General features: G+C 71.0%; 10 protein-coding genes. 9 read left to right on the plus strand and 1 reads right to left on the minus strand.

Annotated elements, in window-relative coordinates:
* The first annotated feature begins 23 nt into the window (after positions 1–23).
* The 3 genes from ACEU5R_RS07585 to ACEU5R_RS07595 are packed head-to-tail and all read left to right on the plus strand — an operon-like array spanning position 24 to position 2,887.
* A complete protein-coding gene (locus ACEU5R_RS07585) occupies positions 24–830 on the plus strand; it encodes a cyclase family protein (RefSeq protein ID WP_392409701.1) in 807 nt (268 codons plus the stop codon).
* Between the two features lie 46 nt (positions 831–876).
* Complete coding sequence (locus ACEU5R_RS07590) at positions 877–1,803, plus strand: 3-keto-5-aminohexanoate cleavage protein (protein ID WP_392409702.1); 927 nt, start codon at positions 877–879, stop codon at positions 1,801–1,803.
* A gap of 28 nt (positions 1,804–1,831) precedes the next feature.
* Entirely contained in the window at positions 1,832–2,887 is a 1,056-nt protein-coding gene (locus tag ACEU5R_RS07595; RefSeq protein WP_392409703.1) for an SMP-30/gluconolactonase/LRE family protein, read from the plus strand.
* A 13-nt stretch (positions 2,888–2,900) separates the two neighbouring features.
* Here ACEU5R_RS07595 and ytfE read toward each other — a convergent pair whose 3' ends face one another.
* Positions 2,901–3,620 carry an iron-sulfur cluster repair protein YtfE gene (gene ytfE / locus ACEU5R_RS07600; RefSeq protein WP_392409704.1) on the minus strand — a complete coding sequence of 240 codons (720 nt, stop codon included), beginning with the start codon at positions 3,618–3,620 and terminating at the stop codon, positions 2,901–2,903.
* 155 nt (positions 3,621–3,775) lie between these two features.
* On the opposite strand from ytfE, the gene norR reads away from it, so the two are divergent.
* The 6 genes from norR to ACEU5R_RS07630 all read left to right on the plus strand — a co-directional run.
* A complete protein-coding gene (gene norR / locus ACEU5R_RS07605; RefSeq protein ID WP_392409705.1) occupies positions 3,776–5,308 on the plus strand; it encodes a nitric oxide reductase transcriptional regulator NorR in 1,533 nt (510 codons plus the stop codon).
* A gap of 26 nt (positions 5,309–5,334) precedes the next feature.
* Complete coding sequence (locus tag ACEU5R_RS07610) at positions 5,335–5,658, plus strand: hypothetical protein (RefSeq protein ID WP_103273022.1); 324 nt, start codon at positions 5,335–5,337, stop codon at positions 5,656–5,658.
* A gap of 201 nt (positions 5,659–5,859) precedes the next feature.
* On the plus strand, positions 5,860–6,504 hold the full coding sequence (locus ACEU5R_RS07615) for an STN domain-containing protein (RefSeq protein WP_103273021.1): 645 nt from the start codon (positions 5,860–5,862) through the stop codon (positions 6,502–6,504).
* Complete coding sequence (locus ACEU5R_RS07620; RefSeq protein WP_392409707.1) at positions 6,501–7,076, plus strand: RNA polymerase sigma factor; 576 nt, start codon at positions 6,501–6,503, stop codon at positions 7,074–7,076. Before ACEU5R_RS07615 ends, ACEU5R_RS07620 begins: the two co-directional genes overlap by 4 nt.
* Positions 7,077–7,179: 103 nt before the next feature.
* Positions 7,180–8,169 carry a FecR family protein gene (locus tag ACEU5R_RS07625; RefSeq protein WP_392409709.1) on the plus strand — a complete coding sequence of 330 codons (990 nt, stop codon included), beginning with the start codon at positions 7,180–7,182 and terminating at the stop codon, positions 8,167–8,169.
* 150 nt (positions 8,170–8,319) lie between these two features.
* Positions 8,320–11,863, plus strand: a 3,544-nt coding sequence (locus tag ACEU5R_RS07630; RefSeq protein WP_392409710.1) for a filamentous hemagglutinin N-terminal domain-containing protein, incomplete at its 3' end; no start/stop codon positions are given.

Raw genomic sequence — 11,863 nt, forward strand, 5'->3', positions numbered from 1 at the left:
CCAACACAAACAGGAATTCCGCCATGACGCGCCGCTTCGTCGATCTGTCCATCTACCTGGAGAACGATGTCGTCTCCGATCCGCCCGCCTTCAAGCCCGAGATCCAGTACTTCACCCACGAGCACACGATCGGCCAGATCGAGCCGTTCTTTCCCGGCCTGAAGAAGGAAGACCTGCCCGACGGCGAAGGCTGGGCCGTGGAGAAGGTCACGCTGTCCACCCACAATGGCACGCATCTGGATGCGCCGTTCCACTTCCACAGCACCATGGACAAGGCGCTGGGCGAGAAGAAGCGCGCCTGGACCATCGACGAAGTGCCGCTGGAATGGTGTTTTCAGCCTGGCGTGAAGCTGGACTTCCGTCATTTCGGCGACGGCTATGTCGTGACCGCCGCCGACATCGAGGCCGAGCTCAAGCGCATCGACCACACGTTGCAGCCGCTGGAAATCGTGGTGGTCAACACCCGCGCCGGCAGCCGCTACGGACATGATGATTTCGTGTCCGCCGGCTGCGGCATGGGCTACGACGCCACCATGTACCTGCTGGAGCGCGGCGTCCGGCTGACGGGCACCGACGCCTGGAGCTGGGACGCGCCCTTCGTCCATACCGCCGAAAAATATGCCCGCAGCCACGACGCCGGCCTGATCTGGGAAGGCCACAAGGCCGGCCGCGACATTGGCTACTGCCACCTGGAGAAGCTGCACAACCTGGAAGCGCTGCCGCCCGACGGCTTCTACATCAGCTGCTTCCCGCACAAGATCCGCAATGCCTCGGCCGGCTGGACGCGCGCCGTCGCCATCTTCGACGACGCGCTGATGCCCGCGGCCTGACGGCGCGCGCCGCCCGCTCATTCAACGCCCCCTGGAAGCACCCGCCATGACCAAGACCATCATCAGCTGCGCCATCACCGGCTCGGTCCACACGCCCACCATGTCGCCCTACCTGCCCTGCACGCCCGAGGAGATCGCCGCGCAGAGCATCGCCGCCGCGCAGGCCGGCGCGGCCATCATCCACCTGCACGCGCGCAATCCGGCCGACGGCAGCCCCTCGCCATCGGCCGACGTGTACATGCAGTTCCTGCCGCGCATCGCCGAGCAGACCGACGCCGTGCTCAACATCACCACCGGCGGCAGCGTGACGATGACGCTGGAGCAGCGCCTGGCGGGCGCGCTGCGCGCGTCCTCGGAAATGGCCTCGCTGAACATGGGTTCGATCAATTTCGCCATGTTCCGCATGGCCGAGAAACCACGTCAGTGGAAGCACGATTGGGAAGTGCCCTATCTGCAGGCCACCGAGGACGGCATCTTCCGCAATACCTTCCGCGACATCCGCTACATCCTCGAAACGCTGGGCAAGACGCATGGCACCCGCTTCGAATTCGAGTGCTATGACATCGGCCACCTCTACAACCTGGCCTACTTCGTCGAGCAGGGCCTGGTCAAGCCGCCGTTCCTGATCCAGTCGGTGTTCGGGGTGATGGGCGGCATCGGCGCCGATCCGGAGAACGTGCTGCTGATGAAGCAGACGGCGGACCGCCTGTTCGGCAAGGACTACGTCTGGTCGCTGTTCGCCGCCGGCAGGCAGCAGATGCCCTTCGTGACCATGGGCGCGGTGATGGGCGCCAACGTGCGCGTGGGCCTGGAGGACAACCTGTTCCTGGGACGCGGCCAGCTCGCCACGTCGAACGCCGAGCAGGTCGCCAAGATCCGCCGCATCCTGACCGAGCTGGGCATGGAGATCGCCACGCCCGACGAGGCCCGCCGGATCCTGCAGCTCAAGGGCCGCGCCAACGTCGCCTTCTGATACCGGCCGCGCAACAAGGAGCCCGCCCATGGCAGCGTCCAATCCCCTGGACGGATACACCGTCGATCCCTCGACCATCCGCTACGTCGGCCGCGAACTGCAGCGTCCCGAGTGCATCCTGGCCGAGCCCGACGGCACGCTGTGGGCCGCCGACGCGCGCGGCGGCGTCACCCGCATCGCGCCCGACGGCTCGCAGCGCTACGTCGGCCAACGCGCGGACACGCGCTTTGGCGACGGCGCCGACGACGCCGGCGCTGCCGTGCAGGCCCGCTATACGCAAGGCACGCTGCCCAACGGCCTGGCCTTCGCCGCCGACGGCAGCATCCTGATCTCCAACTTCGGCACCGACCGGCTGGAAATCATGGACCGCGACGGGCGCACCCGCACGCTGATCGACAACATCGACGGCCAGCCCATCGGCAAGGTCAATTTCGTGCTGCGCGATACCAGGGACCGCGTCTGGCTCACCGTCTCGACGCGGGTGAACCCATGGACCCGGGCGCTGGCCGACCGCGTGCGCGACGGCTACGTAGCGGTGCTCGAAGATGGCCGCATCCGCGTGGTGGCCGACGGATTTCACTTCACCAACGAAATCCGGCTCGACGCCCGCGAGCAATGGCTGTACATCGTGGAAACCACCGGCCCGCGCATCACCCGCATGCGGCTGGACGAGTCCCGGCCAGGCGAAGTCAGGCTGGTCGACCGCGAGATCTTCGGCCCCGCCCACCTGGGCGGCCTGCCCGACGGCATCGCGTTCGACGCGCACGGCAATCTGTGGGCCACGCTGATCATGGTGGACCGGCTTATCGCGCTCACGCCCCAGGGCGACATGCGTTTGCTGCTGGACGACGGCGACGCCGAGGCCAGCGCCAACCTGATGCGGCGCTTCGACGCGGGCACGCTGCGCAGCGAGGACATGCAGCGCGCGCGCGGCGCCATCGCGCCGTGGATGGCCAGCATCACCTTCGGCGGCCCGGACCTGCGCACCGTGTATCTGGGCAGCCTGTTCGGCACGCGCATTCCCTGCTTCCGCTCGCCCGTTCCCGGTCTGCCGATGGCGCACTGGCCAAGGGCAGGCCGCTGAACGCGCGCCGGACTCAGCTGGCGCCTGCGCAACACCCGCCCGCCGGCGTGCTGACCGACGCGCTCCGCGCGGCAGGCGCCATGGCGTTCTCGAACAGGATGTTGTTCTCCATGTGGATATGCGCCATCAGGTCTTCCTTGAAGGCGCGCAGCCCCAGGTAGAGCGCGCGCCAGGTATTGCAGGCGGCGCGCGGCAGCGTGATGTTGTTCGTCAGCGCCAGCAGCCGTTCCAGCGCCACGCCGTGATCGTCGTGCTCCATGCGCATCACCGTGATGGGCATGGCCGCCATCGCGCCATGGCCGCGCGCCAGCAGCGGGAACAGCACCTGCTCTTCCTTCTGCATGTGGCTCTCCAGCTCCTGGCTCATGGTGCGCAGGTGCTCGGCCAGCCCGGTGGGGCAGTCCGGGCTGTCGGCGTGCACCTGCTCCACCTTCAGCGACAGCCGGATCAGCTCGGGCAGCTGCTGACGATGCACCTCGTGGTAGCGCGCCAGGATGTAATCGATCAGATCGGCGGGGCTGGCCGCGTTCCAGTCGGGCATGTCGGACGGCTGCCGCGCCAGCTCCATCAGGCGCGCCTCGATGCGGCGGGCGTCCAGCGCCCGCTCGGCGGCGGCATCGGCCAGGCTTTTCTTGCCGCCACAGCAGAAATCCAGCTCGTATTCGTGAAACACCTGCGTGGCGCCAGGGATGCTGCGGGCCAGCTGGCCCAGGGATTGCTCGACCAAACTCATTGCGTCTCTCCAAGGTACGTGACGGTGCTTCTTCCAAAGCGAATTCCGTGCCAGCAAATAGTTTGAGCCGGATCAAGCACTTGCGATTCCAAGGGTAGCCATGACCCTGCCCGATGCGGGTAAATGGAACCCTGAACGGTACAAATCACCCCGCCATGCAAAACCTGCTCCTGGCCGACCTGGTCGTCGATCTGCCCCCCGCCGTGCGTCTGCAACGGCTCGTCTCCAGCGTGCGCGCGCACTTCTCCTGCGGCGCCGTGGCCCTGTTGCAACTGGAGGAAGACCATCTGCGCCCCGTGGCCGTGGACGGCCTGACCCAGGACGCGCTGGGCCGGCGCTTCGCGGTGCAGCAGCATCCACGGCTGGCCGCCATCCTGGCGCGCCGGGGCGTCACCTGCTTCCATCACGACAGCACCCTGCCCGACCCCTACGACGGCCTGATCAACGGCATGGCCGGCGAGCCCCTGCCGGTGCACGACTGCATGGGCACCAGCCTGCATGTCGAGGGCCAGCCCTGGGGCGTGCTGACGCTGGACGCGCTGGAGGTCGGCACCTTCGGCGCCGAGGCCCAGTCCGAATTGCGCGAGCTGATCATGCTGGTGGAAGCGGCCCTGCGCACCACGCGGCTGGAGGCCGAGACGCGCGCGCTGCGCCTGACGCGGGGCCAGTCCCGGGCCGACGGTACGCCCGCCGACAACCACGAGATCCTGGGCCAGAGCGAGTCCATCGCCCGCCTGCTGCACGAGATCGACGTGGTGGCGGACTCGGAACTGCCGATCCTGCTGCTGGGCGAGACCGGCGTGGGCAAGGAACTGTTCGCGCACCGCGTGCACCGGCTGTCGCGACGCCGCGCCAAGCCGCTGGTGCACGTGAACTGCGCCGCCCTGCCCGAGTCGCTGGCCGAGAGCGAGCTGTTCGGCCACGCCAAGGGCGCGTTCTCGGGCGCGGTGGCCGACCGGCCCGGCCGCTTCGAGGCCGCCAACGGCGGCACCCTGTTCCTGGACGAAGTCGGCGAACTGCCGCTGCTGGTGCAGGCCAAGCTGCTGCGCGCGCTGCAGAACGGCGAGATCCAGCGCCTGGGCGACGACCGTCCCCGGCGCGTGGACGTGCGCATCGTGGCCGCCACCAACCGCAGCCTGAAGGACCTGGTGCGCGACGGCGACTTCCGCGCCGACCTGTACCACCGGCTGTCGGTCTATCCCATCGCCATCCCGCCGCTGCGCGAGCGCGGCAACGACGTGCTGCTGCTGGCCGGCCGCTACCTGGAACAGAACCGCGCCCGGCTGGGCCTGCGCAGCCTGCGGCTGGCGCTGGACGCCGAAGAGGCGCTGCGCCGCTACCGCTGGCCGGGCAATGTGCGCGAGCTGGAGCATGTCATCAGCCGCGCCGCCATCAAGGCGGTGAGCCGGGGCGCCAACCGCAACCACATCGTCACGCTGGAGGCCGGCCTGCTGGACCTGTCCGGCGCCGACCTGCGTCCCCTCGCGCCGGCGCCGGACGCGCCGCCCGCCACGACGCCGGACGGCGCGCTGCCTGCCTTGCGCGACGCCGTGGACGCCTGCCAGCGCCAGCACGTCCGGCTGGCGCTGCAAGCGCACGACGGCAACTGGGCCGCGGCCGCCCGCGTGTTGGAGGTGGACCCCAGCAACCTGCACAAGCTGGCGCGCCGGCTGGGCTTGAAGGGCTGAGGGCCGCGCGCTACCATCCCTGCCCCATGAAAAGAACGCTGATCCGCCTCGCCCTCTGCCTGCTCGCCGCGCCCGCCCTGGCGCAGGCCGGCGACCTCGACAAGGCCAATTGCACCTACAAGGGCATCCCGCTGCGCGGCAAGGTCCAGATCGTCAACGCCTTTCCCGACATCAAGATCGAGGTCGTGAACGCCTTCGAGGACATCCGCGTCGAGCGCGTGCGCGCCTTCGCCAGCAGCTGCGGCAAATGGGAGATCGTCACCGCCTTCCCGGACTTCAAGGTCCAGATCGTGCGCGCCTTTGGCGACATCAAGGTTTCCTGGGTGACGGCCTTTCCCGGCATGCGCTGATCGGGCGCCGCCCGCGCTCCCCGCCAGCGCCCCAGCCGCGTCGGCATCCGCGCCAGATGACGGCCGCCGCGCCTGCCGTCATCTGACTGCAACCAAAGCTTCATCTTCGCGCCCTACCATTGCGGCTCCCTTCCCGTCTGCCGGCCGCCCGCGCCGGGTGCCCGCGCGTATGAAGCTCCCCGCTGCCCTGCCCCTTGCGCCGTGTCCGACGTCCGCGTGTCCCGCGGCGTGAAGCGCCTGCCGCTGATGCTGGCCGCCGGCCTGCTGGGCGCCGCGCTGTCGGCCGCGCAGGCCCAGCCGGATCCCGTCCATGCCTTCGACTGGCCGCGCCAGCCGCTGCATGACGCCCTGCAGCGCTACAGCGAGCTGACCGGCGACTCGGTGCTCTACGACGCCGGCCATGTGGCCGACAAGACCGCGCCCGCCCTGTCGGGCCGCTACAGCTCGCGCGACGCGCTGCAAAAGCTGCTGGCCGGCAGCGGCCTGCAAGCCATCTACACCACCCCGCGCGCACTGATGCTGCGGCCCCTGCCCGCGCCCAAGGCCGCGCCGGACGCCGCCCGCCTGCGCTACTACGGCCAGATCCAGGCGCGCGTGCTGTCGGCCCTGTGCGCGCGCCCGGCGCTGCGCGTGGGCGAATACCGCGCCGCCTTGCGGATCACGCTGGACGCCTCCCACGCCATTGACGGCGTGCAGGTCCACGCGGACGGACGTCCGGACATGGAGCCCGGCCTGCGCAACGCGCTGGCCGGGCTGCCGATGGGCGCGCCGCCGCCCGGCTTCGGCCTGCCCGCCACGCTGCTGATCCTGCCCTCGGCCAACGGACGCGAGGCCTGCGCACGATGAGCGGAGCGGGGCTGGCCGCGCTGAGGCGGCTGATCGCGGAGCGCTACGACGCGCTCAGGAACCAGGTCTCGCGGCGCCTGGGCGGCGCCTCCGACCTGGCCGGCGACGCGCTGCACGACGCCTATCTGCGCCTGTCCGCGCGCGACGACCTGGACGGCGTGCGCCATCCGCAGACCTACCTGGTCAACACCGCCGTGCACGCGGCCATCGACCGCATCCGCCAGGACACCCGCCTGCTCAGCGAGAGCGAGGTCAGCGAATTCTTCGAGCTGGAGGACGAGACCCCCGGCCCGGCCGAGATCGCCCAGTCGCGTTCGGACATGGCAGGCATGTTCAAGGCGCTGGACATGCTGACGCCGCGCCAGCGCGACATCCTGGTGGCGGCGCGCGTCGACGGCTTGTCGCGGCCCGAACTGGCGCAACGCTGGGGCATTTCGCTGCGGCTGGTCGGACGCGAACTGCAGACCGCGCACGAGCACTGCCTGCGCGCGATGCGGCGGGCGCAGGACGTCGCCACGCCCGGCCAGCCGCCCGTCGAACCGGGCCGGCGAGGACAGCGAGCGAAGAAATAATGCAAGCAAGTGTGTATTTCGCGCGTTTGGCGTGCCGTTTTGCCGTCGCCCAAACGTCTAAGCAAGAGAACGGCGCTTCCGCCCGCGCCGCCCGAACCCGCCCATGAACACCGCACACCGCCCCGGCTCTCCCGACGACGACGCGATCGAACGCGAGGCACACGCCTGGGCGCGCGTCCTGGGCGCGGGGTCGCCCACCGTCCAGGACGGCGAAGCCTTCAAGGCCTGGCGCGGCCAAAGCCCGACGCATCAGCGCGCCTGGGCGCAAGCCAGCCGCGCCTGGCGCGAGCTGGGCGGCGTGGTGCAAGCCTATGCGGCCGAGCGCCCCGCCCAGGCGCGCCCGGACCGCCGGGCGCAGGCGCCATTCTCGCCCCGGCGGCGCTGGCTGCTGGCCGGCGGCGCCGGCGCCTTCGCCAGCCTGGCGGCCGTGGGGCTGCTGCGACCGCCGCTGGGCCTGTGGCCATCCTATGCCGAAATGCAGGCGGATTACCGGACCGCCACCGGCGAGCAGCGCCGCTATGCGCTGGACGCGCAGCAACTGACGCTGGCGCTGAACACGCAGACCAGCCTGAACGTCGCCACCCGCGACGGCCGGCCGGAGATCGAGCTGGTGGCCGGCGAGGCGGCGATCCAGGCCCGGCGCGACCAGCCTTGCCTGGTGAAAGCCGGCGCGGCGCGCCTGTTGCTGGCCGACGGCGATATCGAGATCCGCCGGCTGCGCGGCCAGCAGGTGCAGCTGCGCTGCAACGCCGGTCAGCTCGAAGTGCGCCATCCGCAAGGCGCGCTGCGGCTCGCGGCCGGCATGCAGATCGCCTACGACGACGATGCCCTGGACGCCCCCGCGCCGCTGCCGGCTCGGCCCTCGGACTGGCGCGCGGGCGTGGTCAGCTTCCATGACCTGCCGCTGGAGCAGGCGATCGACGAGATCAACCGCTACCGCCCGGGGCGCGTGGTGCTGATGAATGGAGATTTGGCGCGGCGCCGCCTGAGCGCCCGCTACGAGGTGCAGGACCTGGACCAGGCCATCGCCCAGATCCAGCAGCTGTACGGCGCGCAGGTGCGGCGCGTGGGCGATCTGGTCTTCCTTAGCTGAGACGGATGGCGCGCGGTCCGGATTGCGCATGTCATAAAAATTTCATGGGGATTGTTGTGCCGAGTCCCCGCGCGCCGTTCGACTAGATGAGTAAGCCGGCCCCGGCGGCCACGCCGCCGACGCCCCTCATCGACATACCAGAACGACGCCATGCCCACGTTTCAAGCGCCTTCCGTCCGTCCTTCCTCCTCCCCTCGCGCCTGGCGGCGCACGCCGGTTTCCCAGGCGGTGGCCGCGCTGCTGATCGCCGGCGGCGCGGCGGGCGCGGCGCAGGCGCAATCGCGGGCCTTCAGTCCCGGCTGGTTCGCCGACAAGGGCGCGGCGCAATCGGCCGTGCAACGCTCGGGCCGCCTGCCGGACGGCAGCCTGGCAGGCGTCGGCAACGCCAGCCAGCAGCAGGCGCAGTCGCGCCAGCAGTTGCAGCGCTCGCTCGACAACCTGAACCGCACGGCGGCGGCCGTGGCCGCGCAGCAGGCGGCGCAGGCCGCCGCGCGCGCGGCGGCGGCCGCCAATGGCGCCGGCGTGCCGGACGGACTGACGCCGGGCGGCCTGTGGGCGGCCGAGGGCGCGCAGGCCAAATGGGAAGGCGCCAAGGCGCCGCAGAAGAGCACGGCCGATGGCCGCCAGGTCGTGACCATCGAGCAGACGCAGTCGCGCGCCATCCTGAACTGGGACAGCTTCAACGTCGGCCGCAACACCACGCTGCAATTCAAGCAGAACGCGTCCGACGCGGCGCTGAACCGCGTGGTGGGCGCGTCCGCGAAACCCAGCGAGATCCACGGTGCGATCAAGGCCGACGGCACCGTGCTGGTGGTCAACCAGAACGGCGTGATCTTCACCGGCACCAGCCAGGTCAACGCGCGCAATCTGGTGGCCGCCGCCGCCACCATCACCGACCAGCAGTTCCGCGACAAGGGCATCTATACCGATGCCAACGGCACGCAGCCCACCTTCAAGGACGCGCTGGGGCAGATACAGGTGCAGGCAGGCGCGCGCATCGACACCGCCGCGTCCACCACCGCGACCAAGGGCGGCGGCTACGTGCTGCTGCTGGGCCGCGAGGTCCACAACGCCGGCGCCATCGCCACGCCTGGCGGCCAGACCGCGCTGGCGGCGGGCGACGACTTCTACATCCGCAAGGGCTACGGCACCGACGGCAACCTCAAGTCCACCACGGCCGGCAATGAAGTCAGCGCCACGCTCAAGCCCGCCAGCACGGCGGGCCTGGTGCGCAACAGCGGCCTGATCAGCGCCACCACCGGCGACATCACGCTGACCGGCCATCAGATCCGGCAGGACGGCGTGCTGGTCGCCAGCACCGACATCGGCGCGCGCGGCGCCATCCACCTGCTGAACCGCGCCAGCGACGCCAGCGGCAGCGTGACGCTGGGCGCGGGCAGCGTCACCGCCGTGCTGCTGGAGCCATCCGCCGTGACCGGCCTGGAGGGCCAGCGCACCGCCGCGCTCAAGACGCTGGACGGCCTCGCCAACAACAACACGGCCGGCGTCTTCGACAACCTGAGCACGGTGGCCGACCGCCCGGACCTGCCGCGCATCGAAGTGGTGAGCGGCAACCTGGCCTCGTTCCTGGACGGCTCGACCACGCTGGCCACCGGCGGCCAGATCGCCGTGTCGGCGCGCAGGCAGACCCTGCTCGACGCCGGCGCGCGGCTGGACGTGGCGGGTGCCATCGGCGTGCGCCTGGCCATGGAATCGAACAATCTGAAGATCGACGTCCAGGGCAATGAACAGCGCGACGCGCCGGTCAACCGGGACAGCAAGCTGCTGAACAACAGCGAGATCTGGATCGACCGGCGCACGCTGGTCAAGGTGCCCGGCGGCGCCAACGGCTATGCCGGCGAGCGCTGGTACACCGGCGGCGGCCTGCTGGAAGTGGGCGGCTACCTGGCCACCAGCGGGCGCACGGCAAGCGAATGGCTGGCCCAGGGCGGCACCGCCACCTTCACCGGCGGCGCGCTGGTCACCCGCGCCGGCTCGGACATCAACCTGTCCGGCGGCACGCTGGACGTGCAGGACGGGTACATCCGCCAGAGCTGGCTGCGCGGCGCCGACGGCCGCCTCTACGACGTGTCGCGCGCGCCCGGTGACCTGCTCTACACCGGCCTGTACAAGGGCTTCGAGCAGGTGCACCAGCGCTGGGGCGACAAGGCCACGCGGGTCTTCTACAACCCCTTGATCGGCCCCCGGACGCGGTTCGAGAACGGCTACACCGTCGGCCGCGACGCCGGCGCCCTGATCGTCTCGACCGGGCAGGCCCGGCTGGAAGGCGGCGTCACCGGCGAGGTCTACCAGGGCCCGCGCCAGACCGATGCGCCGCAATGGGACATGGACGGCTATCTGCAGTCGCAGACGACCGTGGCGCGCCGCGGCCGCCTGATCGTCGGCAGCTACCTGCCGCGCTATGACGCCGACAGCGGCCAGGTGAACTGGGCCCTGGCCGCGCTGGCCGGCAAGGTATCCATCGGCAGCGGTCCGGCCGCCGACGGCGAGATACGCCTGGACGCCGCCTGGCTGAACGCGGTCAATCCGGGTCAGCTGACCGTGGCCGCCAAGGAAAGGATCGCCGTCGAACAGGCGCTGGGGTTCGCCCCCGGCGCCGGCGTGCTGCTGTACGCGCCGCAGGTCGACATCCAGGCCGGCATCGCCGCGCAGGGCGGCCGCATCCAGGCCGGCAACGTGCTCAGGCAGGTCAATGACCGTGGCGCGATCGAGGACGTCCTCGTCCGGCCCGCGACCGGCAAGCCCGCCGGCGTCACGCTGGCTGCGGGCGCCACGCTCGATGTCAGCGGCCTGTGGACCAATGCCGCGCTCGATCCCGCCGCCTCGCCCGGCCTGGCGCGCCGCAACGGCGGACAGGTGGCGCTGCGCAGCAGCGGCAGCATCGCGCTCGGCCAGGGCAGCCTGGTGGACGTGAGCGGCGGGGCCGCCATCCAGAGCGGCGGCAAGGCCCTGGCCGGCCGGGGCGGCGATCTGCTGCTGGAGGCCGGATCGGCGGGGTCGCCCGGCGTGCTGGCGCTGGACGGCGCGCTGGCCGCGCGCGGCGTGGACGGCGGCGGCAAGCTGACCCTGCAGGCCAACCAGATCCGCGTGGTGCGCGCCGAGCAGCGCGGCCAGGCCGCGCCCGCCGGCGTGTCGGTGCTGGCGGACAGCGACTTCGCGCAGGGCTTCTCGCAATACGAACTGATCGGCACGCGCGGCCTGGAAGTCGTCGAAGGCGCGCAGCTGCGCGTCTCGATGCCGCTGCTGCGCCTGGCGCCGGACGCCGCCGCCGCGACGGACAAGACGCGGGCCCTGCAGCCCTGGACGCCGCCGCTCTACCAGGAAGACGCGGTCAAGAGCGTGCTGACGCAGCGCAAGGGCGCCAGCCTGACCCTGCAGAGCGGCACGCTGCAGACCGCGCAGAACGAGCTGTCCCGCGTCGGCCTGACGCTGGCGGAAGGTTCGCTGGTGGCGGTCGACCCGGGCCAGCGCATCAATCTGGCCGGCATCGGCCAGATCACGCTGAACGGCACGCTGCAGGCCTGGTCGGGCCGCATCGCGGTGACCGCGCTGCGCGACACGACCATGGACGAGATGATGGCGACCGGCTCCGGCCGCTCACTCTGGGTCGGCGAACACGCCGTGCTGGACGTGGGGGGGGGGGGGGGGGGGGGGGGGGGGGGCGGGGGGGGGG

Origin of the sequence: Achromobacter sp. 413638 (genome assembly GCF_043119405.1) — a bacterium.
Lineage (GTDB): Bacteria > Pseudomonadota > Gammaproteobacteria > Burkholderiales > Burkholderiaceae_B > Achromobacter.

Bases quoted from the DNA above. Each gene is read 5' to 3' on its own strand.
- ACEU5R_RS07585 (WP_392409701.1), top strand. From the start codon at position 24: ATGACGCGCCGCTTCGTCGATCTGTCCATCTACCTGGAGAACGATGTC.
- ACEU5R_RS07590 (WP_392409702.1), top strand. From the start codon at position 877: ATGACCAAGACCATCATCAGCTGCGCCATCACCGGCTCGGTCCACACG.
- ACEU5R_RS07595 (WP_392409703.1), top strand. From the start codon at position 1,832: ATGGCAGCGTCCAATCCCCTGGACGGATACACCGTCGATCCCTCGACC.
- ytfE (WP_392409704.1), bottom strand. From the start codon at position 3,620: ATGAGTTTGGTCGAGCAATCCCTGGGCCAGCTGGCCCGCAGCATCCCT.
- norR (WP_392409705.1), top strand. From the start codon at position 3,776: ATGCAAAACCTGCTCCTGGCCGACCTGGTCGTCGATCTGCCCCCCGCC.
- ACEU5R_RS07610 (WP_103273022.1), top strand. From the start codon at position 5,335: ATGAAAAGAACGCTGATCCGCCTCGCCCTCTGCCTGCTCGCCGCGCCC.
- ACEU5R_RS07620 (WP_392409707.1), top strand. From the start codon at position 6,501: ATGAGCGGAGCGGGGCTGGCCGCGCTGAGGCGGCTGATCGCGGAGCGC.
- ACEU5R_RS07625 (WP_392409709.1), top strand. From the start codon at position 7,180: ATGAACACCGCACACCGCCCCGGCTCTCCCGACGACGACGCGATCGAA.